This window comes from Brevundimonas mediterranea, from assembly GCF_011064825.1.
Taxonomy (GTDB): Bacteria; Pseudomonadota; Alphaproteobacteria; order Caulobacterales; family Caulobacteraceae; genus Brevundimonas; species Brevundimonas mediterranea_A.
Genome location: NZ_CP048751.1, coordinates 2510026 through 2535058, shown reverse-complemented (window position 1 = coordinate 2535058; position 25033 = coordinate 2510026). Strand labels below are relative to the sequence as shown.

Sequence of the window (25033 nt, the reverse complement as noted above, 5' to 3'; positions counted from 1 at the left end):
GATCAGATGCTGAAATCCTCGGTCGAGAACCGGCCGTCCAGCCAGGCGACGATCCGTTCGGCGGCGTCCTCGGCGGACATGGTGGTGGTGTCCACGACGATCTCGGGGGCCTCGGGGGCTTCGTAGGGGCTGTCGATGCCGGTGAAGTTCTTCAGTTCGCCGGCGCGGGCCTTCTTGTAGAGGCCCTTGACGTCGCGCTTTTCGGCGAAGGCCAGAGGCGTGTCGACATAGACCTCGACGAACTCGCCCGGCCCCAGCAGGTCGCGGGCCAGGCGACGCTCGGCGCGGAAGGGCGAGATGAAGCTGACCAGGACGATCAGGCCGGCGTCCACCATCAGTTTCGACACCTCGGCGACGCGGCGGATATTCTCGACCCGGTCCTCCTCGGTGAAGCCCAGGTCGCGGTTCAGGCCGTGGCGGACATTGTCGCCGTCCAGCAGATAGGTGTGGCGGCCGTCGGCGTAGAGACGTTTTTCAACCAGATCGGCGATGGTGGACTTGCCGGCGCCCGACAGGCCGGTCAGCCAGATGACGCGCCCCTTTTGGTTCTTGATGGCCGCGCGCGCGGCCTTGTCCACCGACAGGGCCTGCCAGTGGATGTTGTGGGCGCGGCGCAGAGCGAAGTGCAGCAGGCCCGCCCCGACCGTGCGGTTCGAGATCCGGTCGATCAGGATGAAACCGCCAAGGTCCTTGTTCTCGGCATAGGGGGCGAAGGCGACGGGGGCGTCCAGCGACAGGTTGCAGACGCCGATCTCGTTCAGCTCCAGCCGCTTGGCCGGCTGTTGCTCCAGGGTGTTGACGTTCACCTTGTGCTTGGGCTCGGTGATGGTGGCGCCCACCAGCTTGGCGCCGATCTTCAGCAGATAGGGACGGCCCGGCAGCAGGGGTTCGTCGTCCATCCAGACGACTGTGGCCTCGAACTGGTCGGCGGCCTCGGGCGGGGCGTCGGCGCTGGCCAGGACGTCGCCGCGCGAGACGTCGATCTCATCAGCCAGGGTCAGGGTGATCGACTGGCCGGCGACCGCCTGGGCCAGATCGCCGTCGGCGGTGACGATGCGGGCGACGGTCGAGGTCTTGCCCGACGGCAGGACGCGGACGGGATCGCCGGGGCGCACGGTCCCGGCGGCGATCTGGCCGGAGAAGCCGCGGAAGTCGAGGTTGGGTCGGTTCACCCACTGCACCGGCAGGCGGAAGGGGTCGGCCTGAAGATCGTCGCCGACCTCCAGCATCTCCAGCAGGCTCATCAGCGACGGACCGGCGTACCAGGGCGAATGAGCGCTGGCCTCGGTGATATTGTCGCCGCGCAGGGCCGACATGGGGATGGCGTCGAAGGTCTTCAGCCCGATCTGGTCGGCGAAGGCGGAGAAGTCGGCGACGATGGTGTCGAAGACGGTCTGGGACCAGCCCATCAGGTCCATCTTGTTCACAGCCAGGATGACGTGGCGAATGCCCAGCAGGCTGACCAGATAGGCGTGACGGCGCGTCTGGGTCAGGACGCCCCGGCGCGCGTCGATCAGGATGACGGCGGCGTCGGCGGTCGAGGCGCCCGTGACCATGTTGCGGGTGTATTGTTCGTGGCCCGGCGTGTCGGCGACGATGAATTTGCGCTTTTCGGTCGAGAAGAAGCGATAGGCCACGTCGATGGTGATGCCCTGCTCGCGCTCGGCGGCCAGGCCGTCGACCAGAAGGGCGAAATCGATGTCGCCCCCTTGCGTGCCGACGCGGCGGCTGTCGGCCTCCAGCGCCGCCATCTGATCCTCGAAGATCATCTTGGAGTCGTACAGCAGCCGGCCGATCAGGGTGGACTTGCCGTCGTCGACGCTGCCGCAGGTGATGAAGCGCAGCAGGCTCTTGTGCTGATGGGCGTCCAGATAGGCGTCGATGTCGCGGGCGATCAGGTCCGACTGGTGAGCCATCAGAAATAGCCCTCCTGCTTCTTCTTCTCCATCGAGGCGGACTGGTCGTGGTCGATCATCCGACCCTGGCGTTCGGAGGTGGTGGTCAGCAGCATTTCCTGAATGACCTCGGGCAGGGTCGCGGCCGTGCTCTCGACCGCCCCGGTCAGGGGGTAGCAGCCCAGGGTGCGGAACCGCACCGACTTCATCTGCGGCGCCTCGCCGGGCCGCAGGCGGAAGCGGTCGTCATCCACCATGATCAGGGCGCCGTCGCGCTCGACCACCGGCCGTTCAGCGGCCAGATACAGGGGCACGATGGGGATCTGTTCCAGATGGATATATTGCCAGACGTCCAGCTCGGTCCAGTTGGAGATGGGGAAGACGCGGATGCTTTCGCCCGGCCGTTTGCGGGTGTTGTAGAGCCGCCAGAGCTCCGGGCGCTGGTTCTTGGGGTCCCAGCGATGCTCGGCCGTGCGGAAGGAGAAGATCCGCTCCTTGGCCCGCGACTTCTCCTCGTCGCGGCGAGCGCCGCCGAAAGCCGCGTCGAAGCCGTGCAAGGTCAGGGCCTGTTTCAGCCCCTCGGTCTTCCAGAGGTCGGTGTGCAGGGCCGAGCCGTGATCGAAGGGATTGATCCCGCGCGCCAGGGCCTCAGGATTCTGGTGGACCAGCAGTTCGACGCCCAGGTCGGCGGCGGCCTGTTCGCGCATCGCGTACATGGCGCGGAACTTCCAGGTCGTGTCGACGTGCAACAGGGGAAAAGGCGGCGTGGACGGATAGAAGGCTTTGCGCGCCAGGTGCAGCATCACCGCAGAATCCTTGCCGATCGAATACAGCATGACCGGGCGCTCGGCCTCGGCCGCCACCTCGCGCATGATGTGGATGCTCTCGGCCTCCAGGCGCTGAAGATGGGTCAGCCGCTCGGGACCGGGCGGCGGCGCGGACGGGGTCGGGGTTTCGGTCAGAATAGCGGCGTCCACCAAGTCAGGTCTCCATCGAACGCTGACGTGAAACGCCAGTGTGCGACGGGTCGCAAGCGATTGATACTGCCACACACTGTGAGATTTTCGGACCTGGCGGTCGAGGGGCGGCGTCCGCCTTGTGGAACTGAGCCGCGTGTGGCGACTTTATGGCGTTGAAATGGAGTCGCAATGCCCATCGTCAAATCCCTGATCGCCGCCGTCGTCGCCTCGGCCGCGCTGGCGGCCTGCGTCACAGCCCCCTCCCCCGCCGAATACCGTGCGCCCCAGCCGATCAAGGCCGTCGACGTGGATCGTCTGTGGTCCGGGCGCTGGCATGAGGTCGCCCGCCTGCCCGACCGGCTGACCGCCGGCTGCGTCGCCGGCGCCTCGATCTACACTCCGGTCAAGGCGGACCGCATCCATGTGCGCGACACCTGTCAGGTCGGCTCGCCGGAAGGCAAGGAAAAGGCCATCGAGGGCGGCGGCCGTATTCTGGACCCCGGCATGAACGCCAAGCTGCGGGTCCGGTACCTGCATGGTCTGGTGACCTGGGACTACTGGGTGCTGGACCGGGCGGACGACTACAGCTGGTTCATTTCGGCGGATCCGACCTTCGAGCGGCTGTTCATCTACACCCGCGAGGTTCCCAGCGAGGCGGAGGTGCGCGCCTTGACGGATCGGGCGCGGGCCCTGGGTTATGACGTCAGTCGGCTGGAGTTTCCCGCCCTGCCCAGGCGATAGGCCGACAGCAAAAGGCCCCGGCGAACGCCGGGGCCTTTTCATGGGTGACGGCGTCAGTTGACCGGCTCGACGGACACGGTCGGGGGCGGCTGGATCTGAACCGAGGCCGGGGCGGACGCCGCAGGGCTGGCCGCCGTGTTCAAGGCCGCCGTGTTCAAGGCCGCCGTGGCGGCGCTGTAGGGACGCGGGCCGGTCGGCTCGACAGGCCTATCCACACGCGGGGCCGGACGTTCCGCAGGTGGCGCCGACTGGGCCGCCCGGCGCACAGCGGGCTCGGCGCGACGCGGAACCGGGGCAGGCGTCGTCTGCGGCGTCGTCTGGACAGGGACGGGTTGGGCGAGCGGAGTCTCAACCGGCGTCAAAGCCGTCGGCGCGGTCTGCATCTGCGGCGCCGGGGTCGAAAGCGGCTGCGCCGAAGACGCCGGCGCGGCCGGCGCGTCGCCGCCCATCATCAGGGCCGCCGCCGTGCCGATCACCGCCAGGGCGCCGATCGGGGCGATGATCATCCAGGTCTTGACGGATTTGTTGCTTCGGCTGCGACGCTGAGCATAGCGTGGCACGAAGACCTCGTCGGCGGAACGCCCCGTCGCATCGACGGCGGCTGTGTTGGTCGTAACGTCTGCATAAGTCATCGACATGATGTGTCCTCCATGAGATCGGCAGGAAAACACGCTGTTCTTCGAGGTCGTTCCGATAAACGGTCAATGACCTTGAAGAAGCACTGATACGGCCCCGGCTAAGGCGAAATCAGATCTATTATAGGCCAGAAAAGAACGAATAAGGCGAAAAATGCGCGTTTCGCTCTGGATTTCCCCGACGTCACCGAAACAAATGGGACACGGCCTTGTCTGATCGCGGTGGTTTCTAAGGCGTTTGTCCGCCTCGCGGTTGACCGAACAGGCTCCTTTCGTTCATCACGAGCGCGGGTGGAACACGCAAAGACCGGAGTAACGGCGAGCATGGGTTTTGTAGCCAATATCCGCAGGGACGTGCGCTTCGCGCGCGGACTGTTCCGCCTGCTCAAGCGTATCAAGCCGATCGAGCTGGATAGCGACATTCTGCTGTGCGACGACTTTGAAGAAGCCGTCGACAAGTTCGCGGACAACGTCGCCGTCGAGGACGAGCGCCGCAGCCTGACCTATCGCGACCTGGACGCCATGGCCAACCGCTACGCCCACTGGGCCAAGGGGCGCGGCCTGAACCGGGGCGACACCATCGCCCTGATGATGACCAACCGCGTCGAATATCTGGCGGCCTGGATCGGCTTCTCCAAGGTCGGCATCGCCACCGCCCTGATCAACACGAATCTGACGGGCCAGGGGCTGGCCCACTGCCTGACCATCTCCAACGCCTTCCAGGTGGTGGCGGACGAGGATTGCTGGCGCCAGGTCGAGGCGACCCGCCCCCTGGTCGGCCACACCCTGATGCTGTGGGTCCTGGGCCTGGGCGACGAGGACGAATCCAGCGACCGGCGCGGCCTGGACAAGCCGGTGCGCGGCGCCTCCTCCGTGCGGCCGTCCCGGTCGGTGCGCGAAGGCCTGACGAACCGCGACACGGCCCTGTATATCTACACCTCCGGCACCACCGGCCTGCCCAAGGCGGCCCGCATCCCGCATTCGCGGGCCCGCACCTATATGCGCGCTTTCGCCGGCGCGACCCGTTCGACGCCCAAGGACCGGATCTTCAACGTCCTGCCGCTGTATCACTCGACCGGGGGCCTGGTCGGCGTCGGCGCGGCCCTGCTGAACGGGGCGCGTCTGGTGATCCGCAAGCGGTTCTCGGCCAGCAGCTTCTGGCCCGACGTGGTGGCGTCCGGCGCCACCATGTTCGTCTATATCGGCGAGCTGTGCCGTTATCTGGTGAACAGCAAGCCCCAGGCCTATGAGCAGAAGCATAAGCTGCGTCTGGCCTTCGGCAACGGACTGCGCGCCGACGTCTGGCCCGAATTCCAGAGCCGGTTCCATATTCCCGAGGTGCTGGAGTTCTACGGCTCGACCGAAGGCAATGTCTCCCTGTTCAACTTCGACGGCAAACAGGGCGCCATCGGCCGGGTGCCGAGCTACCTGAAGAAACAGATCAATATCCGCCTGGTCCAGTTCGACGTGGACAGCGAACAGCCGATCCGCGGCCCGGACGGCCTGTGCCGCCTGACCCGCGTCGGCGAGATCGGCGAAGCCATCGGCGAGATCGGCAACGACATCCGCCACGACTTCTCGGGCTATGCTGACAAGGCCGCCTCGCAGAAGAAGATCCTGACCGACGTCTTCAAGAAGGGCGACCGCTGGTTCCGCACGGGCGACCTGATGAAACAGGACGCCGAGGGCTATTTCTACTTCGTCGACCGGATGGGCGACACCTTCCGCTGGAAGGGCGAGAACGTCTCGACCTCCGAGGTCGAACAGGTGCTGATGGAAGGCCCCGGCGTGTCCGAGGCCATCGTCTATGGCGTCCCCGTGCCCGGCCAGGACGGCAAGGCGGGGATGGCCGCCCTGGTGACGGACGCCAAGTTCGACCCCAAGGCCTTCGCCGAACACGTCGAGGCCCGCCTGCCCGCCTACGCCCAGCCCGTCTTCGTGCGGCTGATCGAGGCGGCCGAAACGACCGGCACCTTCAAATACCGCAAGGCCGATCTGGTGGCCGACGGGTTCGATCCGGAAAAAACCGGCGCGACCCTGTATGTGCGCGGCGGCAAGACCGGCTACCAGAAGCTGACGACGGCAGGGCGGACGGCCATTCTGAACGGCGAAGGCCGGCTGTGACGGTATAAGACGGCGTTTCCCGAAACGCCGTCTTAATCAATAACGGTCATCACTTGACGCCTCTCGCGTCAGGATACCGCGTCTCCATGTTCCAGATCATCGGCATCGTACTGCTGTTCGGCCTCGTGTTCGGCAGCTACGCCATCTCGGGCGGCAAGTTCGAGGTCATCATGCACGCCGCGCCCCACGAACTGATGGCGATCGGCGGCGCGGGCATCGCGGCCTTCCTGATCTCCAACTCCATGACGGTGGTCAAGGGTTCGCTGGCGGGTCTGGGCAAGGCCTTCGCCGGTCCGAAATGGAAGAAGCAGGACTACAAGGACCTGCTGTCCCTGTTGTTCCAGCTGACCAAGACCATGAAATCCAAGGGCGTCGTCGCGCTGGAAAGCCATATCGAAAAGCCCAAGGAATCGACCATCTTCCAGAAGTACCCCAAGGTGCTGAAGGACCATTTCGCCGTCGACTTCATCTGCGACACCCTGCGGATGATGACGATGAACCTGGAGGATCCGCACCAGGTCGAGGATGCGATGGAGAAGCAGCTCGAGAAGCATCACCACGAGCATCTCGACAACGCCCACGCCTTGCAGAACCTGGCGGACGCCCTGCCCGCACTGGGCATCGTCGCGGCCGTGCTGGGCGTCATCAAGACCATGGGCTCGATCACCGAGCCGCCGGAAGTTCTGGGGGGCATGATCGGCGGCGCCCTGGTCGGCACCTTCATGGGCGTGTTCCTGGCCTATGGCCTGGTCGGCCCGTTCGCGGCGCGCCTGACCTCGATCATCAATGAGGAAGCGGCCTACTACAAGATGATCCAGTCCGTGCTGATCGCCCACCTGCACGGCAACGCCGCCCAGATCTCGGTCGAGATCGGCCGCGGCGACATTCCCTCCGCCTCCCAGCCGTCCTTCGCCGAAATGGAAGAAGCGCTGAACAATATCAGCAACGACTGAAGCTGAGCGGGCCGGAACGTCCGGCCGCGCGACGAGTTTCAGACGCGGCATGACGCCGCCGTGATCCCGGCTTGCCCCGAGGTTCACGGCGGCGTTATCGTTTCCAGCGAGGCTTTCGGCCTCGCGAACAGCCTTCGGAGGATTGTCCCATGCGCATCACCGCCCTCATCGCCGCCTCGGCCGCCGCCCTGATCATCGCCGGGTGCCAGAAGGCGCCGGAAGAAAAGGCTCAGGAAGCCGCCAGCGACGCGGTCGAAGCGGCCGGAACCGCCGCCGACGCCGCCCTGACCGCCGACCAGGCCGCTGCGGAAGCCGCCGCCGCCGCCAATGAGGCCGCTCAGGACGCCGGCGCCGCCACCGCCTCCGCCTCCGCACAGCCCCCCGAAGGCGCGCCTGCGGCGACAGACACGGCGGCCGGGCAAGCCGCCGCCCCGGCGACCGACCACGGATCGGCCGAGGCCGCCGGCCACTGAGTCCTTCCCCCGACCCACAAAGGGGCCGCCCCGCGGGCGGCCCTTTTTCGTATCGGCGGCGGAGGTGCTAGAGCCGCGCCATGACGACCGACGACACCGCCCCGCACCTGACCTGGACCGATGACGACGAACCGCGCTCCGGCCGGTTCGGCGACGTCTATTTCTCACGCGACGACGGTCTGGCCGAGACCCGCGCCGTCTTCCTGGAAGGCTGCGGCCTGCCGGACGCCTGGGCCGGGCGACGCCATTTCACCGTGGCCGAGCTGGGGTTCGGCACCGGGCTGAACATCGCCGCCCTGCTGGACCTGTGGAGCCGGACCCGGCCCGAGGGCGGGCGGCTGCACGTCTTCTCCATCGAGGGGTTTCCCCTGACCGCCGACGAGGCGCGGCGCGCCCTGGGCGCCTGGCCCGAACTGGCGGAGGCGGCCCTGGCCCTGACTGAAGCGTGGCCGGAGCGGACGCCGGGCTTTCACCGGGTCGATCTGCCGGGGTTCCACGCGGTGCTCGACGTCGCCGTCGGCGACGTCGACTGGGCCCTGGACCAGTGGTCGGGAGCGGCCGACGCCTGGTTCCTGGACGGTTTCTCGCCGGCCCTGAACCCCGGCATGTGGTCCGAAACGGTGATGGACCGGATCGCCGCCCGGTCGGCCCCCGGCGCGCGAGTCGCCACCTTCACGGTCGCCGGCGCGGTTCGACGCGGCCTGTCGGAACGCGGCTTCGTGGTCGAGAAGAAGCCCGGCCACGGCCGCAAGCGTGAACGGCTGGAGGCGCGGCGGGACGGCGCCCCTGCGCCCGACCAGGCCCCCCGCGTCGCCGTCATCGGGGCCGGAGTGGCCGGGGCGGCCGTGGCCCGCGCCCTGGTCGCATCAGGAATCACGCCGGTGGTGATCGAGGGCGAGCGGCCCGGCGCGGGGGGATCGGGGTTTCCGGCCGGACTGGCGACGCCGCGCCTCGACGCCGGGGATGCGGCCATCGCCGGCCTGTACGCCCAGGCGCTGGAACGGGCGCGGCATCTGTATGACGCCACGCCGGGGGCCGTTCTGAGCCGGGGCGTCCTGCAACTGCCCCAGGCGGCGCGCGATCCGGCGCGCTTCGACAAGATCGCCGCCCAGTCCCTGTGGCGCGACGGCGCCATGTCGGTGATCGACGCCGAGGCCGCTGCAGACCGACTGGGCGAACCGACCGCCGAGGGCGGGCTGATGATGGCCGACGCCCGCGTGATTCACGCCGCCGCCATCCTGTCGGCCTGGCTGAAGGCCGTGCCCATGATCACCGCGACCGTGGCCCGGATCGAGCGCGGCGACGCCGGCTGGACCCTGAGTGACGCCGAGGGCCGGATCCTGGCCCAGGCGGACGCGGTGGTGGTGACGGCCGGCTGGGGAACGGCCGGATTGCTGGCGGACGCCGGCCTGTCGCCCGTCCGGGGCCAGGCCGACTGGGTCGAGGGTCCGGCGTCTCCGGGCGTGGCCTGGGGCGGCTATGTCGCGCCCACCGGCACGGGCGTCCTGTTCGGAGCAACCCACGACCGCGGCGACGTGACCCTGGAGGCGCGCGATGCGGACAGCGCCCGGAACCTGGACGCCCTGCGCGCGCGCCTGCCGCATCTGGCCGCCCAGGCTGAGACGGGCGTCCGCCATCGTCGGGTCGCCATCCGGGCCACGACACGCGACCGGCTGCCGTTGGCGGGGCGTCGAGCGGACGGGCTCTATCTGCTGTCGGGCCTGGGTTCACGCGGTTTCTGCGTGGCGCCCCTGCTGGGCGAACATGTCGCCGCCCTGATCGCCGGTACGCCTTCGCCGCTTCCTGCAACGCTTTTTGGACGGATCGATCCTGACCGTCTGGGGCCGGCTTGATCGGCCTTCAGGCTGTGTTCATGTGCGGCGTCTCTTCCTTGTTCCAGATTCCGTATTGGAGACTTCGATGCGTATCCTGCTGACCTCCGCGCTCGCCGCCTCGACGGTGGCGGCCATGAGCCTTTCCGCCTGCGCGCCCGCCGCAACCAGGGCCGCGGCCGCCGCCGACGGCGAAAAGTCCGTCGCCCGCTGCTTCCGTACAGACAGCGTGCGCAACTTCCGCACCGATCGCCAGTCCGACCTCTATATCCGGTCGTTGCGCGACGATGTGTTCCAGATCAACACCAGCGGCGCCTGCTGGGATCTGGATTCGGCGGTGTCCATCGCCGTGACGCCGACCCTCGGCGGATCCGACACCGTCTGCGTCGGCGATCCGGTCCAGATCATCGTGCCGAACGCCGACCCGGGTCGCCGCACCTGCCGGGCCTTCGTCACCAAGTCGCTGACCGCGGAAGAGGTGGCCGCCCTGCCGGATCGCGCCAGACCCTGATCCGCCGCCGGTCGCAGGGGCGGCTTGAAATCGGGCGACCACGGGTATCAAATCCTCTCATTCACGGGAGGAAGACATGCGCGGAATCGCCAAACTGACCTTTGCCACACTGACGGTTGTCGGCGTCGCGGCCCTGACGGCGGCGACGCCGGCCGCAGCCGAGACCTGGACCCGTTTCTCGGCCAGCGACCGAACCGTCTATCTGATCGATCAGGACACCCTGACGCCGGTCGACGGCGTCGCTACGGCCCGCTTCGCCCGCGTTCCCGCACACGGCGACGCGGCCGATCAGAGCCATGAGGTCGAGGAGTTGGCGGTCCGCTGCTCGGACGGCCAGTCCCGCACCGTCGCCACCATCGTCCACGGCCCGGACGGCGCGGAAGCGGAACGGATCGCCGAAGACGCCCCCTGGGACGCCACCCCCTCCGGCGGCGTGTACGGCGCCCTCAAGTCCTTCGCCTGCGACGACATGCGCCCCCAGGGCGCGCCCTGGCCGACCATCGCCGCCTTCATCGCCGGCGGGCGCGGGGGCTAGGGGCCCATCTCTGGTACGGCGTGATCGGCAGCGGTCCCCCTGTGATCCTGTTGCACGGAGGACTGTCCAGCCATCAGGCCTGGGGCCGACAGGTCCCCGCTCTCCTTGACGCCGGCTATCAGGTCATCCTCATTGACAGCCGGGGCCACGGTCGCAGCACCCTGGGTTCGACACCTCTGAGCTACGATCAGTTGGCCGAGGATGTCGGAGCGGTGATCGATCATCTGCAGTTGAACCGACCCGCAATCATAGGCTGGAGCGACGGCGCCATAACGGCGCTCGTGCTCGGCATGGACCGAGGCGATCAACTCGGCCCCATCTATGCGTTCGGCGCCAATATGGATCTGCAGGGTGTCCGCAAGGACGCCGGCGATGCGCCGATCCTGCGGCAGGTAGGGCCCCGCCTCGCCGCCGATTATGCCGAGCTCTCGCCCGCCCCGGATTTCTCCGGGCTGACCCAGGCGGTCAGGACCATGCAGACAACGCGACTTCACTACGGCCCCGGTCAACTCGCCCTGATCCGGGCGCCCCAGGTTCTGATCGTCGCGGGCTCGGAGGATGAATTCATAACGCCGCAGCATGCCGCCTATATTGCGGACGCCATCCCGGGCGCCAGTCTTCAGTATCTGGCGGACAGCGGGCATTTCGCGCCCTGGCAGAGCCCGGAACTGTTCAACCAGTCCATGATCCGGTTTCTGAAGTCAGCCGGATACGCGCCGGACACGGCGGAGACCGTGCCCGCCGCGCCAGACGGAATGGACGCGAGAACAATGGCCAGGGGCGACGCCCTGCCCCAGGCCGCAAGCGTCTGCCTCCCCGCCGCCGTCCAATGCCGGTCTCCGGCTGAACCGGCCGGGTCTCGACCGGGACGGAGCGCGGCGCCGCTTCAACATTCAGCGCCGCACCCTACGCCGAAGGCTCAGTGCGGTCCGGGCTGGATGATCCCCCTACCCTTGCGGCCCGTGCGGCATCGCGGCGCAAAGCCTCGGCACGGAGCCGAAGAAGGTTGCCGGTTCGTCAATGACGGGGCGGATCTGTGTATCTGAGGTTGATTGTCCAGTACAGATTGACGACGTGCGTATGAAATATTGACGACGCCTGTCAGCTTGTTCGGGTCGTTCAGTCTCTCTGTCGTCTGCGCCTTGGCAGACCACGGGGGACTACATCATGAAAACCAAATCTCGCTATCTGGCGGCGGCCGGAGGCCTGGCGTTGATCGCGGCCTTTCCGCAATGGGCGGCGGCCCAATCGCAGTCGCAGTCGCAATCGACCTCGTCCGAGGCGGAAACGGCGGCGCAACCCAACCCCGCCGTCCTCGATGAAGTCGTCGTCACCGGCTATCTGCAGGGCCTGCGCCGCTCGATCGACGAGAAGCGCAACAGCGACATGATCTCGGACAGCGTCAGCGCCGACGACATGGGCAAGCTGCCGTCGTCCAACCTGACCGAGGCCGCATCGCGCATTCCGGGCGTGTCGGCGGTCCGCAACCACTTCACCGGCGAAGGCGACCGGGTGGTGATCCGGGGCATGGCGACCGAATACAACGCCTACGCCGTCAACGGCGTGCGCATGGGCGGCACCGGATCGCCGGGCGACAACTTCTTCCGCGGCGTGCGCCTCAGCTTCCTGCCGACGTCGGGCGTCGATGCGATCACCGTCTACAAGAGCCTGCTGCCCTATATGGACGGCGACGCCATCGGCGGCACCATCGACATCAAGACGCCGACGGCCTTCGACTATGATCCGACCCATGTGGCGGGCTCGATCGAGGGCACCCTGCTGCAACAGCGCGACGACCGGACCTCATGGGCCGCCGATGTGGCCTTCGGCAAGCAGTTCTCCGATCGGCTGGGCCTGTTCGTGACCGGCAACTACTCGGAACGCGCCTCGCAGTTCGAGCAGATCGGCAACTCCGGGGATAATATGCCCCGTAACTGGTACAGCAAGGCCCAGAGCCTGGACTTCGATCCCCAGACCTTCGTGACCCGCGGTCTGGAAATGTCCACCGGCGACACGGACGTGACGCGCTGGGGCTTCAACGGCTCGCTGGACTGGCGCGGCGACAATCACGACTTCCACCTGCGTGGTCAGTACAATGAGTATGAAGAGACCCAGTTCAGGAACCGCCTCAACTTCCGCAACGAGGCCGGCACCAGCGCCTCGGCGCGCCTGGAGCAGGTCGACAAGTCGCGCGGCGACCTGATCCAGCCGGCGAACGCCGTCATCGGCTACGATGACATCAAGGGCGCCATCTACAACTACACCACCGCCCAGATCGTCGACCGCGACAAGGACGACAAGATCACCGACGCGGACAAGGGTTCCAACAGCTATTACAGCCTGAACGGCTCGTCGGGCTCGTGGGATCCCAAAGGCTTCCGCCTGCGTCGCTACTGGGAAGGCGGCACGACCGAAGGCGTGCTGCAGATGGTCAACTTCGGCGGCGAAAGCCGCTTCCGCGAGTTCACCCTCGACTACGACCTGTCGCACTCGGAATCCGAGGACAATATCGTCGACAGCTACGAGATGTATTTCGGCCGCAACGCCTATCTGTGGAAGGGCAATGAAGGCGTCGAGATCGTCAGCCAGGGGGATCCGCAGTACCTGAAATGGGTGCTGAACCCCGCCGGCATGGCGGGCGTCCAGGACCTGACCCAGTACACCGCCTCCAGCCTGAGCGGCAGCTACGGCGGCGCCAAGGAAACCCTGAACCAGGCCCAGTTCAACCTGCGCTACCAGCCGACAGGCTCCTGGCTGCAAGAGGTCCGCGCCGGCGCCAAATACTACAAGTCCGAGCGTGAACGCCTGGAAGGTTCGCTGATCGACCTGGAGCCCCGGGGCACCATGGCCGACTATTCCGCCCTGTTCGGCGAAGCGATCACCGACATGTTCGACGGCCGTTACACCGGCCAGTACCAACTCGGCCCCGTCATCGACACCGACAAGATGATGGCCGAGATCGAACGCGCCAAGGCGGGGAATTCGACCCTGCTGACGCTGAACGAGGCGGACTCGATCGACTACGCCTCCACCTGGTTCTACGACGAACAGGTAGTGTCTGCCTATGTGATGGGCACGGCTCGTTTCGGCGCGGCCGAAGTGATCGCCGGCGTGCGGGTCGAGGACACCAGCAACGACATCCGCGCCTGGACCGAAAACCCGGTGCGGGGCGAGGACTACACCACCGACACCTCGGGCTTCACCAACTGGCTGCCCTCGATCCACGTCAACTATGACGTGAGCTGGAACGCCAAGCTGCGGGCGGCGATCTGGACCAGCGTCTCGCGTCCGGACATCAAACGGATGACCTCGGTCAAGGAATACAGCTACGACGGCGATCCCGACGGCGACGGCGTGACCAACCCGACCAGCGAATGGGTGCTGACCGGCATCGTCCAGGGCAATCCCGATCTCGAGCCGATGACCTCGGTCAACTACGACCTGTCGGCGGAATATTACAACGGACGCACGGGCGCCTACTCCGTCGCGCTGTTCTACAAGGATCTGGACAAGTTCCTGTTCCGCTCCTCGTCGTCGGTCATTCGGGACGGCACGGAGGGCGAGTTCGACGATCCGTCGGGCGTGCCCGTCTCCATGCCGATGAACGGTCGCAAGGCCGAGATCCGCGGCGTCGAGATCAACGCCCGCCAGCAGCTCCACTGGCTGCCGGCGCCGTTCGACGGGCTGGGCGTGGCGGCGAACGCCACCATCCAGCGCTCGGAAGCCGAAACCGGCCTGTCCTGGCACCCTGAAGGCTACACCCTGCCCTTCATGGAAACCCCCGACCACATCGTGAACCTGGAACTGTTCTGGGAGCGCAACGGCTGGGAGGCCTATGTGGCCTACAACTATCAGGACGTGTCTCTGGAAGACATCGAGGACTTCGGCAACGATCCCTATGAGCAGGACTACCACTTCGTGGACCTGATGGCGCGGCGTCAGATCACGCCGAACCTGACGGCCACCTTCAAGGTGCAGAACCTGCTGGACAACTACACCTACTTCTACACCTTCGGTGAAGGAAAGGGCGGCGTCCGCGACTACATCGAGAACGGTCGTTACCTGAGCCTGAACCTGAACTGGCGGCTCTGACCGTTCCTGCCGCTCGCGGGAGATCTCCCGCGAGCGGCGCCTTTTCCAGACATCGAGGATACCTCATGCGCCTGTCCCTGCGCCTCGCCGCGACCCTGTCCTGCAGCGTCCTGGCCTTCGCCGCCCTCCAGGCCGTCCCGGCGCAAGCCCAGACGGCTTCCCTGCCCGAACGCGTCATCGTCAATCTGACCGAGACGCCGTCGACCAGCTTGGCCTTCAACTGGCGCGCCGAAGCGGGTGCGGGCGACGGCTTCATCGAATATGCGATTCTGACGCCGGGGCCGGCCTACCCTGCCAAAGCCGTCCGCCTGCCGGCGCAGCGCACCTCCGCCGCCTTCACGACGCGGGACGAACAGAACGTCGCCGCCGACTATTACAGCGTGCGGCTGACCGGCCTGACCCCCGACACCCAATACGTCTATCGCGTGGGCAAGGAAGGCGCCTGGTCGCCCGGGCGCCAGGTCAAGACCGCCGCCGCCGAGGTTCGTCCCTTCACCTTCCTCTATATGGGCGACGTCCAGAACGACATCCGCTCCATGGGCGGCCTGGCCGTGCGCCGCGCCCTGCGCCAGACCCCGGACGCGGCCTTCATGCTGTTCGCCGGCGACCTGATCAACCGGGCCGACAACGACGCGGAATGGGGCGAATGGTTCGATATGGACGCCCACCGTCTGGCCGAGACCCCGTCGCTGATGACGCCGGGCAACCACGAATACATGAAGCCCCAGGGCTCGACCCCGCAAATGCTGGCGCCCCAGTGGCGGCTGCAATTCACCCTGCCCGAGAACGGCCCGTCCGACATGCTGACCGAGACCGTGTATCGGGTCGATTATCAGGGCGTTCGCATCATCTCGCTCGACGCCGACATGATCGACGAAGACCCCCAGGCCGCGCGGGATCAGGTGGCCTGGCTGGAGCGGCAACTGGCCGACAACCCGTCGCGCTGGACGGTCGTCTTCCTGCACTACCCCCTCTATTCCACCGCCCGGGGCCGCAGCGGCGAGGAACTGCGCGCCGTGCTGCAACCCCTGTTCGACCGCTATCACGTCGACTTGGTGCTGGCCGGCCATGACCACACCTATGGACGCGGCCGCCCCCACGATCAGGGCCCGGTCTATATGGTCTCCAACGTCGGGCCGAAGCAGTATCCGCTGGGCGACCTCAACTGGACGGAGCGCAAGGCCAGCGGCGTGCAGGTGTTCCAGCAGGTCGAGGTCTCTGCGGCCCGACTGACGATGCGGGCCTTCACCATGGACGGCGCCCTGTACGACGCCTTCCAACTGGACAAGCCCGGCGCGGGTCCGGCGCGCCTGACCGATCTGAAGCCGGCGACGCCGGAACTGATCCTGCGGCGCGAGGACCAGTAGTGATAGCGCGTACCGCGATCGTCGGGCTGCTCGCGGCATGGGCGGCGGGGCTGGCGGCGACGCCGGCCCTGGCCGATCCGGTCTGCGGGCAGACCGCCGTCATGTCGCGCCTTCAGGCCGAACTGGCGAAGCCGCGCGGCGCCCTGCTGATCGCCGCGCACCGGGCCGGCCATCTCGAAGCGCCCGAGAACTCGCTGGCCGCCATCGACGAAGCGGTGCGCGAGGGCGCCGACATCGTGGAGATCGACGTCAAGGTCTCCGCCGACGGCGTGCCCTTTCTGATGCACGATCAAACGGTGACTCGGACCACCGGCGGCGCCGGCGAGGCCGAGAGCCTGACCTACGCCCAACTGCGTCGCCTGCGGCTGGAAGACAGTTCCGAGCCGCCCCCGACCCTGGTCGAGGCGTTTCGCAAGACGTGCGGACGGGTGCTGGTTGATCTGGACCTCAAGACGGATCGCATCGGCCCCGTGGTCGCGGCGGTGCAGGGGCTGGGAATGACGGACCAGGTCGTCTTCTTCGACTCCGACGGGGCGGTGTTGCGGGCGGTGCGTGAGCTCGCGCCGCGCGCCCTGCTCATGCCGCGCGTCAGCCGTTCCGACGGCTTGGCCGCCGCCGTCGAGGGGCTGCCGGCGGCGACGATCATTCACGGCGACCCCGAGTCTCTGACCCCGCAGCTCCGCAACGGGGCGCGGGCCCTGCCGGCGCGGATCTGGGTCAACAGTCTGGGCGATGTCGATGAGGCCTTGGCGGTCCGGGCGACCGACCTGTGTTCCCGGCTGGAGGGACTGCTGGTCCTGGACGCCAATGTGATTCAGACGGATCGGCCACGGGGCCTTCGGCGCGCCGTGAGCGACTGCGGGCTCGCGGCGCTGCCATGATCGAAGCCATGCAAAGGCGCGGGGGCCGAGCGGGCGGCGCCTTCAATCCCCGTCTGACCACGAAGACGCGCGATCTTTCCGGGGCGTGCAGCCTCTCCGTGACGGATCGCTTTGACTTCGCCCAGGATGAGCTTTTGCTGACGGTGTGCAACGCGGCCGGCGGCGATGTGGCGCATCTTCAGATCCTCGATGCGCATCAGCCGTCGGCGTCCATGGACGCCTTCAGCCTGTCGCCCGGCGATCAGGTCGAACTGATCCGGACGGCCGCCCCCTATGATCTGCGCCTGCTTGGACCCGACGGCTTCTGCAGGCGCTTCTCCGGCTGTCTGGCCGAAGACGGCCCTGTCGCGGCGCGCCTGAAAGAGCCGCGCCGAGGTCGGGGCCTGATCCTGGAGATCGTCCCGGCCGAGGACGCCTGGTTCTGCGTCAATGACGAGACGGGCCTGTGTCCCACGCGTCGCTACAGGCTGAGCGCTGGAGCGCCCTTGCGCCTGCGACTTCCGGTCCTGCCGGACGGCGCCTACGACCTGACCGTCTCGCGCCTCGGCGGCGCCTTCAGCCGAAGGTTCGCGGGCCGCCTGGCGTCGCAGGATCCGCTCAGAAGCTGCGGCTGATCGCCAGGGTCACCGTCGGCCCGGTGCGGATGTACTCCCGCAAATCCTCCGGCCCCGAGCCGAAGGTGTACCAATAGGTATGGCTGTTCAGCAGGTTGCGGATCTGAATCGACGCCAAGCCGTCGCCGCCCAACCGTCGTCGAAGGCTGATGTCCACAAAACTGTAGGCCTGTTCGTAGGGGTCGTTGGCGAAACTATCCATACCTTCGAGGAAGCCGCCCTGGCGGCTCCAGCCGGCCGCCGCCTCCCATCCGCCGCCCTGCCAGAACAGTTCGACGGACGCCAGGGTCTCGGGCGTCTCCGTAAAGGGAAGCCGATCGCCGACGCGCCAGACGATGTTGGCGTCGGCGCGGCTGACCTGCCAGGTCAGATTGGCCGTGACGCCCAGCCCATCCAGCGGGGCGGGCGCCCAGTCCAGGCCGTGGCGTATCGCCAGTTCGACCCCGCTGATCCGCGCCCGCCGACCGTTGGCGTAGGCCCGCACGGGCGTCCCGTTCTCATCCCCGCGGTCAATCAGTCCGCCGTCGCGGATCGAACTGGTTGAGGCCCTATAGAGAAAATTATGAATGTCCTTGTGGAACAGGGCCGCCGACCAGGCTGTCGATCGGCCATAGTGTTCGAGCGACAGATCATAGCCGATGGCTTCCATAGGCTTCAGGTCCGGATTGCCTTGGCGGATTTCCTGAAGGATCCAGTCCGCCTCGGGATTGACCTCGCCGTCGCGGTCGGGATCCTGATCGTAGACATACTGCCGCGCCGACGTCATTCGGGCGATGTCCGGTCGGGCGAAACTGGTCCAGATCGCCGCCCGCAAGACCTTGTCGCCCTCCAGGGCGCGCCGCAGATGCAGCGAGGGCAGGACATTGGTGAAACTGTTTCGACGTTGATCCCGTCCGTCGCCACGGAGCGCATCCAGAATGGGAAAACTCACCTTTGATCGGGTGTGCTCGACCCGCACGCCGCCCGTGATCTCGGTTCCGGCCCATCGGGCTGCGGCCATGACATAGCCGGCCGCCGCCTGTTCCTTCAGCCGGAACCTCTCGGCGTCGGCCTGGGGCTCGAACGCGGGGTCTACGGTGAAATAGGCGCTGTCGCCGCGATAGGCCCGTTCGATCTCGGCCGACATCCGTCGGCTGTCCAAGACCACGCCCAGCCGGTGGTCCCCGACATAGCGGCCGTCGAACAAGTCCGTGACCGGCGCGCCGAACAGCCCTTCCAGATCGGCCAGGGTCTCCGGACCGATCAGATCGGGGCGGGCGCCTCCCGCGCTGCGGCGGTTCGAGTGCATATAGCGCCCTCCGGCCTGGACCGACTCCAGCCAGCCGCCGGTCAGCGTATAGGTCAGACCGAACTGGGCCTGGGCCAGGGTCTCGGACGTCTGTTCCCACTCATCGCCCAGATGTCTGAAATCATAGGCGGCCGGATCCTGAACCGCCGCCATGCCGGCGGGATTGAGCCCCCACAGGCGAAAGCGCGGATCGTCGGTCTCGATCACCCGGACGCCGCGATTGCCCAGCCATTCGACGGCGTCGGTCCTGAATTCCAGGAGCGCGCCCTCGTCCAGATCATCCTGAGAGCGCGACAGCGAGACATCATAGTCGATCCGCCACGGCCCGTCCCACCGCCGTCCGCCCAGGGTGATGGACGACAACAGGCCGGATTCCCGCGTCGCTTCCCAGAACCGTCTCAGTCGGAAGCCCATTGGATCCCACACGCCCGATGCGCCAGCCAGACTATAGACGGAGCGGACGTCGCGGTCGGCGTCGGTGATCCGCCCATCCCCGTCCACATCCTTCATGTCCGCAGTCGAGTAGCCGTAGATGCGCCCCAAATCCGGATCCGAACCGACCACCATCGCGTCCGGCTGCGCCAGACCGGTTCGACCGCTGTCCACCTGGACCAGCCGCTCGGTTCCCGCCAGGCCGTCGTTCCGAAAATTCAGACGGTTCCGGTACTCCTCGCCCTCGTAGCGGTTGTACTGAAGCCGCAGGTGAAGCTCCTGCTGCCCGCCTCGCCAATCCAGGCTCCCGTTCACCCCAAGGCGGCGCACCTGGGTCTCGCCGATGGCCAGTTCCATGCCCCTCATGATGAAACGGTCGAAATCCCAGCCGGTCGAATAGAAGGTGTCGAACCAGACGGGCGGCAGGTCGTCGCTCTCGCCGCCGACCATCTCGAATTGCGAGCGGGCGTCGCTCCAGTTGGCGGCGACGAAGAGGCCCAGCTGATCCGAGAGACGGCGCGAGACGGCCAAGGCCAACTTGCCCGACTTCGGTCGGTCGAACCGGGTCAACCAGCCGTTTTCCGCCGACAGCCGCACATAGTCGTGGTCCGCGTCGAAGGCCGTCGGGGTTTGAATGTCGATCAGGCCGCCCAGGGCGTCTCCGTCCAGATCGGGCGTCAGGGTCTTTCGCACGATCAGGTTCTGGATTCCTTCGGGCGGCAGATAGCTGAGGCGGACGCCACGATAGAATTTGTCCGCCCGCGACCCGGCGCCGCCCAGGCGCACGCCATTGATCCGATAAGCGTTCCATTCGGTCGACATGCCGCGGATCGTCAGGCGATCGCCTTCGCCGGTCTGGTGGTTTCTGACGGCGTTGACGCCGGGCAGGCGCGCGAGGCTTTCCGCCAGATTATTGGTCGGCAACAGGCCCTGGTCGTCGACGCTGACCACATCGCTGACGCCGTCATAGGCCCGTTTAATCTCCAGAGCCTCCTGGAGGGCCCCTTTGCGGCCCAGGACCACCACCTCCTCGAGCTGGGTCACGGTCGTCGGCGCCGGCGCAGCCTGCGCCCGCTCGATGATCAGGGTCTCCCCGACGATGCGGCCTTGCAGGTCCGGATGGGGGGCCAGCAGCCGGGTCAGGGCGTTCCAGGCGGTGGTTCGGCCTTGCCACTGCGCTGTGCGACGTCCGTTCATCAGATCGGCGTCGGCCAGAACGGCCATGCCCGATTGCCGGGAAAGATCACGCAGGGCCTGGGCAAGAGGGCCGCTGGAAATCCGAAACCTGTGCGGGGTCTGGTCGGCGGCGGCGGCGAACGGGGCCGGGGCATGGGCTTGAGCTGCGGCGCCGCCCGCGGCAAGCCACAGGCTCGTCACCGCTGCTGCGCTCCAAAACCTTGCGCGGCCCGCCCACATCCTGGGTTCACCGATCGATCAGCAGACGGCCGGAGGCGTCCCTGCGAAGCGTCAGATCCTGCATGTCCGCGACCACGGTCAGGACGTCCTGCGGTCGAGAAGCGGCGAACCGCCCGCTGATCCGGCGCCGGCTCAGGGCGGGATCGGCGAACTCGGCCTCCAGGCCGGGCGATCGGCGTTTCAACTCGATCAGCAGGTCGGCCAGGCTCATATTGTCCGCGTCGATCCATCCCTCGGTCCAATCCGGCGCCCTGACCTCCGGGTCCAGGCGTTCGATCGCTCCGGCTCGGGCGGTCGCGCCGTCGCTCAGCAATCGACCGCCTGCGTTCAGCACCTGGCCGCGCTCGGGGTGGTTCAAAGGCACCACCTCGACCCGGCCCTCCAGGACCGTCACCTCCACCGCGCCGCCGCTGCGTTCATCGACGTTGAAGCGCGTGCCCAGGGCCGTGATCCGATGTGTGGCCGTGATGACCGAGAAGGGGCGTCTGGCGTCCTTGGCCACCGAGAAGAAGCCTTCCCCGCTCAGCCAGACGTCCCGCCGTTCCGGGCCGAAGGCCGTGCGGACCCGGCTGTCGCCGTTCAGCTGGACCGAAGAGCCGTCGTCCAGCGCCGCTTGAAGGCTGCGTCCCGCCGTTCCCTCCAGCCTCTGTTCGACCAGGGCGGGCTGGGACGGCCATATCAGCACGGCGAGCATCACGGAGGCCGCGGCCAGCATGCCGCCGGCCCAGAGGGATGGCGAGAGTGGAAGGGGCCGAACCCGCCAGGCGCGCCGACGCCGGCCCGCTTCAGCCGCCAGTGTTGCGCTGGCGGCCGCCAGGGCCGGATCGGCGAGCAACCGCTCCTGGGCCTCCAGCAGTCGGGCGCGCTCCGGCGCTGCGGCCAGCCAGGCGCGCAGCGCCTCGTCCGCCGCGTCGTCCATTTCGCCGTGACGCCGACGGTCGGCCCAAAGGGCGGCCTGTTCTTCGGAGACGCGCGCAGAATTCTTCATCGCGCACGCTCCATGTCCACAGCCTTGCGCACTTCGAGGGCGGCGCGACTGAAGTGTTTTTGGGCGGCCTCGACCGAGATGTTCAGCCGCGCGGCGATCTCCGGATAGCTGAGATCGGCGGACTGGCGCAAAACAAAGACTTCTCGCCTGAGCCGGGGCATGCGCTGAAGCGCGCGGGTGAAAAGGTCCGCTCTCTGCTTCATGTCGAGAACTTCGAACGGGGAGGGCGCGTCCGAGGCCGCCGCGTCGTCGATCGGTTCGTTCACATCCGGGGCGCCGGGGCGCCTCTGATCGCTGAGCAGATTGAGCGCGACCCGAAAGGCGTAGGCCACCGGATCCTTCAGCGGCGTGGCCCGGGATCGGGCCAGGACGCGGGCGTAGGCCTCCTGGCTGATGTCGTCGGCGTCGGCGTCGTTGTGGACCCGGCTGCGGACAAAGGCGCGCAGACGCACGGCGTTCTTCGCCAGCAATCGCCCCGCACTCAGATCCTGAACAGACATCCTACCCCCGCGGGCGCACCCGTTGGGCCGCGCTTTTACGGCTCAACGATGACGGTGCGAAAACAGTCCGACGAATAATCGAGCGGCGGAACGACCTGGAGCATTGCCTAAGCTTAACTTGATAGGGGCGCGCCGCAGACGGCATGTGAATACCGTCATGGGGCTGACGCGGGCTTTGTTGCTCACCTTCGCCATTTTCCCAGGCCCATGGCGACACAGGATCGCCTTCTGCAGTTGTGCTGCCGGCGCCTGACCGGCGAAGAGTCCACCCGCCCATTTTGGAGAAGTGTTTCGTGAGCTCTGAAATCAAGACGCTTGTTGCAGGCTTTATCGCGCTCGGTTTGACGGTGGGCGCGGCCCCTACCATGGCAGCAGGTCGCCCTGACCTGCGATCCCAGGTCGTTGCAGCGGACGCCCGTCTCTTCGAGTTGTTCATGGAGCGGTGCGACCCCGCCGCCCTCCGCGCCATGGTGACCGACGACTTCGAATTCTTTGATGACCGCGGCGGCCTGGTCGCGACAGACGGTGACGCTTTCGTCGCCCAGTACGCCACGCGCTGTAAGGGTCGAGATGCTCCGGACGCGTGGCGGTCGCGCCGGGAAGCCTTGGACGAAACCGTCGCCGTCTTCCCGATAGAGCAGTATGGCGCCGTCGAAACCGGCGAGCATGTCTTCTATGAACGTCAGGGCGACGGCGAAGAGAGCCGTGTCGGCCGAGCTCGATTTGCTCAAATGTGGAAGCTCGAAGGCGGTTCTTGGAAACTGGCCCGCGTCTTCAGTTACGATCACGGACCTTTGCCCTAGGCAACGACGCGGCTATCTCATTTGGCGTTCGGTCGCCAACCTGGCGACCTGACGGGGCCGATGTCGCGCAGATAATATTCGCCGCCGAGTTTCATCGCCGGCTTCAGACGCTGATACTGCAGCCCGTCATACGGTAGGGCGCTGGAGATGTCGTAGAGCGGCGCCAGCCGCACCTGGCCCTCCTCCGCAATGAGAAACGCGTAGTTCTTGGCGTGGACGTCCGTGCCGCCGATGGCCGACAGCGCGACGGACACGGCCCTCGCCCCGATGCCGCCGATTTTCACGAGCCCCTGCACGCGTCGATCTAGAGCGCGATACGATCACGCCTGCCCCGGCTCGCAACGGCTTTTGAGACGCTCTGAGCCTGGCTCACTTATGGATCGCCCTGCTTGCGCCGCATCGGGCTGCTCTGGCGCCGAAGCCGTTCTCAAGGGATCGCGGCAGTCCGTATTCCCAATGCGAGGCAAGCGACAGCGCGCCCTTCACGCAGCCGGACACGCCTTGGCGACATAGTCCGCATGAGACGGCATCAGGGCGACGCACTTGCCTATGACGGTCTCCACATCCGCCAGGTACCGCTCAATGTCCGGTTCCGGCGTCACATCGACGAGCGGGTCATAGCCGACCGGGATGATCCCCTGCCCCAGCAGCACCTGTATCCAGCTTTCCTCGGCGAACAGTTCGTCGTCTTCGCGGAATATCCGGCCGTTGGCGCGGAACAGGTCGATCTTCCGCTCCAACGTCACAGGGACATCCATGTCGCGGCAATAGCGCCAGAACGGCGTGTCGTCGCGTTCCGTAGCCTTGTAGTGCAGGATGATGAAGTCGCGGATCCGCTCGTATTCGAAATCGGTCTGACGATTGAACTCGGCGATGGTCGCCGGATCGAAACCGGCGTCCGGCATCAGGCGCACCAGCCGGATCAGCACGGATTGGATCAGGTGCAGGCTGGTCGATTCTAACGGCTCGAGAAAACCGGAGGCCAGGCCCGCCGCCACGCAGTTGCGGTTCCAGATCTGACGACGCTTGCCGGCGACGAAACGGATTCGATTTGGTTCCGCCATCTGGGCGCCGTCCAGGTTCGACAGCAGGATTTGTTCGGCCTCTCCGTCGTCCATATGGCGGCTGGAATAGACGTGCCCGTTGCCCGTGCGGTGCTGCAGCGGAATACGCCACTGCCAGCCGGCCGGGCGGGCGGTCGAGCGGGTATAGGGCGTAAAGGGCTCGGTCCGCGCGCAGGGCACGGCCATCGCCCGGTCGCACGGCAGCCAGTGCGACCAGTCCTCGTACCCGGTCTTCATCGCCTGCTCGATGATCAGACCGCGGAACCCCGAACAGTCGATGAACAGGTCGGCCGATACGACCGCTCCATCCTCAAGCGTGACAGAGTCCACAAACCCGTCCTCGGGCCTGAGTTGGACCGAGACGACCTTGCCTTCGCGACGGCGCACGCCCGCCGCCTCGGACATCCCGCGCAGATATTTGGCGTAGAGGCCGGCGTCGAAATGGAAGGCGTGGGCGATATGGCCCAGCGGCGAGCCCGGTCGTTTCGGGTCGGCGCGCATGAAGCGGTTTTGCAGGGCCGCCGCCGTATTGATCGAATAGGCGGCGAGGTCGGACACCTTCCCCTCAGCCCGCATCTTCAGCCAGTACTGATGGCAGCGCAGCCATTTCAGATCCCGGCCGATCACGCCGAAGCCATGGATATAGCTTGATCCGACCCGGTCCCAGTCGACGAACTGGATGCCCAGTTTGAAGCTGGCCTGAGTGCGGCGCATGAAGTCGTTCTCGTCCAGGCCGATCAGTTCGTTGAACGTCTTGATCGCCGGGATCGTCGCCTCGCCCACCCCGATCGTGCCGATGGCCTCGGACTCGATCAGGGTGATGTCATAAAGCCCCTTGAACAGTTTGGAGAACAGGGCGGCGGCCATCCAGCCGGCGGAACCGCCGCCGACGATCAGGATTGTCTTCAGTTGCCGCACATCCGCCCCCAA

Annotated in this window: 21 protein-coding genes; 13 read left to right on the top strand and 8 right to left on the bottom strand. The window is 66.8% G+C overall.

The window, feature by feature from the left end:
- Positions 1-2 precede the first annotated feature (2 nt).
- Together cysN and cysD are read right to left on the bottom strand one after the other, a co-directional pair.
- The gene (gene cysN, locus GYM46_RS12380) at positions 3-1916 is read right to left on the bottom strand and encodes a sulfate adenylyltransferase subunit CysN (protein WP_008264058.1); all 1914 of its coding nucleotides are present in this window, start codon (positions 1914-1916) and stop codon (positions 3-5) included.
- Entirely contained in the window at positions 1916-2875 is a 960-nt protein-coding gene (gene cysD / locus GYM46_RS12375) for a sulfate adenylyltransferase subunit CysD (RefSeq protein WP_197019689.1), read from the bottom strand. Before cysD ends, cysN begins: the two co-directional genes overlap by 1 nt.
- Positions 2876-3043: 168 nt before the next feature.
- Here cysD and GYM46_RS12370 point away from each other — a divergent pair, with 168 nt between their 5' ends.
- A complete protein-coding gene (locus tag GYM46_RS12370; protein WP_008261607.1) occupies positions 3044-3595 on the top strand; it encodes a lipocalin family protein in 552 nt (183 codons plus the stop codon).
- Between the two features lie 53 nt (positions 3596-3648).
- Here the strand turns inward: GYM46_RS12370 and GYM46_RS12365 are convergent, their stop codons facing one another.
- Complete coding sequence (locus GYM46_RS12365; RefSeq protein ID WP_008258812.1) at positions 3649-4233, bottom strand: hypothetical protein; 585 nt, start codon at positions 4231-4233, stop codon at positions 3649-3651.
- A gap of 288 nt (positions 4234-4521) precedes the next feature.
- Here GYM46_RS12365 and GYM46_RS12360 point away from each other — a divergent pair, with 288 nt between their 5' ends.
- The 11 genes from GYM46_RS12360 to GYM46_RS12310 all read left to right on the top strand — a co-directional run bounded on the left by GYM46_RS12360 (position 4522) and on the right by GYM46_RS12310 (position 17612).
- Positions 4522-6354, top strand: a complete 1833-nt coding sequence (locus GYM46_RS12360) for a long-chain-acyl-CoA synthetase (RefSeq protein WP_255343266.1) — start codon at positions 4522-4524, stop codon at positions 6352-6354.
- 86 nt (positions 6355-6440) lie between these two features.
- A complete protein-coding gene (motA, locus tag GYM46_RS12355; RefSeq protein WP_008260718.1) occupies positions 6441-7307 on the top strand; it encodes a flagellar motor stator protein MotA in 867 nt (288 codons plus the stop codon).
- Positions 7308-7456: 149 nt separating this feature from the next.
- The gene (locus GYM46_RS12350) at positions 7457-7780 is read left to right on the top strand and encodes a hypothetical protein (protein ID WP_008259486.1); all 324 of its coding nucleotides are present in this window, start codon (positions 7457-7459) and stop codon (positions 7778-7780) included.
- Between the two features lie 80 nt (positions 7781-7860).
- Entirely contained in the window at positions 7861-9633 is a 1773-nt protein-coding gene (mnmC, locus tag GYM46_RS12345) for an FAD-dependent 5-carboxymethylaminomethyl-2-thiouridine(34) oxidoreductase MnmC (protein WP_008259130.1), read from the top strand.
- 67 nt (positions 9634-9700) lie between these two features.
- Positions 9701-10123, top strand: coding sequence for a DUF6491 family protein (locus GYM46_RS12340; protein WP_008259527.1), 423 nt, complete (start codon positions 9701-9703; stop codon positions 10121-10123).
- Positions 10124-10199: 76 nt separating this feature from the next.
- Entirely contained in the window at positions 10200-10658 is a 459-nt protein-coding gene (locus GYM46_RS12335) for a hypothetical protein (RefSeq protein WP_008260774.1), read from the top strand.
- A 41-nt stretch (positions 10659-10699) separates the two neighbouring features.
- On the top strand, positions 10700-11704 hold the full coding sequence (locus tag GYM46_RS12330) for an alpha/beta fold hydrolase (RefSeq protein WP_008261901.1): 1005 nt from the start codon (positions 10700-10702) through the stop codon (positions 11702-11704).
- A gap of 121 nt (positions 11705-11825) precedes the next feature.
- Positions 11826-14750: a TonB-dependent receptor gene (locus GYM46_RS12325; protein ID WP_008262745.1), complete on the top strand. Its 2925-nt coding sequence runs from the start codon at positions 11826-11828 to the stop codon at positions 14748-14750.
- A 65-nt stretch (positions 14751-14815) separates the two neighbouring features.
- Complete coding sequence (locus tag GYM46_RS12320) at positions 14816-16117, top strand: purple acid phosphatase family protein (protein WP_164952703.1); 1302 nt, start codon at positions 14816-14818, stop codon at positions 16115-16117.
- Positions 16117-16998: a glycerophosphodiester phosphodiesterase family protein gene (locus GYM46_RS12315; protein WP_008262132.1), complete on the top strand. Its 882-nt coding sequence runs from the start codon at positions 16117-16119 to the stop codon at positions 16996-16998. The genes GYM46_RS12320 and GYM46_RS12315 overlap by 1 nt, the downstream gene beginning before the upstream one ends.
- Positions 16995-17612, top strand: a complete 618-nt coding sequence (locus GYM46_RS12310) for a phospholipase domain-containing protein (protein ID WP_035305330.1) — start codon at positions 16995-16997, stop codon at positions 17610-17612. The genes GYM46_RS12315 and GYM46_RS12310 overlap by 4 nt, the downstream gene beginning before the upstream one ends.
- Here GYM46_RS12310 and GYM46_RS12305 read toward each other — a convergent pair.
- The 3 genes from GYM46_RS12305 to GYM46_RS12295 are packed head-to-tail and all read right to left on the bottom strand — an operon-like array spanning position 17596 to position 22236.
- Positions 17596-20709, bottom strand: coding sequence for a TonB-dependent receptor (locus tag GYM46_RS12305; protein WP_008260040.1), 3114 nt, complete (start codon positions 20707-20709; stop codon positions 17596-17598). The genes GYM46_RS12310 and GYM46_RS12305 overlap by 17 nt on opposite strands.
- A 46-nt stretch (positions 20710-20755) precedes the next feature.
- Positions 20756-21736 carry a FecR family protein gene (locus GYM46_RS12300; RefSeq protein WP_008258647.1) on the bottom strand — a complete coding sequence of 327 codons (981 nt, stop codon included), beginning with the start codon at positions 21734-21736 and terminating at the stop codon, positions 20756-20758.
- Entirely contained in the window at positions 21733-22236 is a 504-nt protein-coding gene (locus tag GYM46_RS12295) for a sigma-70 family RNA polymerase sigma factor (RefSeq protein WP_008261505.1), read from the bottom strand. The genes GYM46_RS12300 and GYM46_RS12295 overlap by 4 nt, the downstream gene beginning before the upstream one ends.
- A gap of 293 nt (positions 22237-22529) precedes the next feature.
- On the opposite strand from GYM46_RS12295, the gene GYM46_RS12290 reads away from it, so the two are divergent.
- Entirely contained in the window at positions 22530-23039 is a 510-nt protein-coding gene (locus tag GYM46_RS12290) for a nuclear transport factor 2 family protein (RefSeq protein WP_197019686.1), read from the top strand.
- Between the two features lie 17 nt (positions 23040-23056).
- Here the strand turns inward: GYM46_RS12290 and GYM46_RS12285 are convergent, their stop codons facing one another.
- Together GYM46_RS12285 and GYM46_RS12280 are read right to left on the bottom strand one after the other, a co-directional pair.
- Entirely contained in the window at positions 23057-23293 is a 237-nt protein-coding gene (locus GYM46_RS12285; protein ID WP_232216251.1) for a HipA domain-containing protein, read from the bottom strand.
- 228 nt (positions 23294-23521) lie between these two features.
- Positions 23522-25021 carry a tryptophan halogenase family protein gene (locus GYM46_RS12280; RefSeq protein ID WP_035305407.1) on the bottom strand — a complete coding sequence of 500 codons (1500 nt, stop codon included), beginning with the start codon at positions 25019-25021 and terminating at the stop codon, positions 23522-23524.
- Between the last annotated feature and the right edge of the window lie 12 nt (positions 25022-25033).

Coding starts and splice junctions, on each gene's coding strand:
- GYM46_RS12300 (WP_008258647.1), bottom strand. CDS start 21,736: ATGAAGAATTCTGCGCGCGTCTCCGAAGAACAGGCCGCCCTTTGGGCC.
- GYM46_RS12340 (WP_008259527.1), top strand. CDS start 9,701: ATGCGTATCCTGCTGACCTCCGCGCTCGCCGCCTCGACGGTGGCGGCC.
- GYM46_RS12365 (WP_008258812.1), bottom strand. CDS start 4,233: ATGTCGATGACTTATGCAGACGTTACGACCAACACAGCCGCCGTCGAT.
- GYM46_RS12370 (WP_008261607.1), top strand. CDS start 3,044: ATGCCCATCGTCAAATCCCTGATCGCCGCCGTCGTCGCCTCGGCCGCG.
- GYM46_RS12350 (WP_008259486.1), top strand. CDS start 7,457: ATGCGCATCACCGCCCTCATCGCCGCCTCGGCCGCCGCCCTGATCATC.
- mnmC (WP_008259130.1), top strand. CDS start 7,861: ATGACGACCGACGACACCGCCCCGCACCTGACCTGGACCGATGACGAC.
- GYM46_RS12320 (WP_164952703.1), top strand. CDS start 14,816: ATGCGCCTGTCCCTGCGCCTCGCCGCGACCCTGTCCTGCAGCGTCCTG.
- cysN (WP_008264058.1), bottom strand. CDS start 1,916: ATGGCTCACCAGTCGGACCTGATCGCCCGCGACATCGACGCCTATCTG.
- GYM46_RS12310 (WP_035305330.1), top strand. CDS start 16,995: ATGATCGAAGCCATGCAAAGGCGCGGGGGCCGAGCGGGCGGCGCCTTC.
- GYM46_RS12335 (WP_008260774.1), top strand. CDS start 10,200: ATGCGCGGAATCGCCAAACTGACCTTTGCCACACTGACGGTTGTCGGC.
- GYM46_RS12295 (WP_008261505.1), bottom strand. CDS start 22,236: ATGTCTGTTCAGGATCTGAGTGCGGGGCGATTGCTGGCGAAGAACGCC.
- GYM46_RS12325 (WP_008262745.1), top strand. CDS start 11,826: ATGAAAACCAAATCTCGCTATCTGGCGGCGGCCGGAGGCCTGGCGTTG.
- motA (WP_008260718.1), top strand. CDS start 6,441: ATGTTCCAGATCATCGGCATCGTACTGCTGTTCGGCCTCGTGTTCGGC.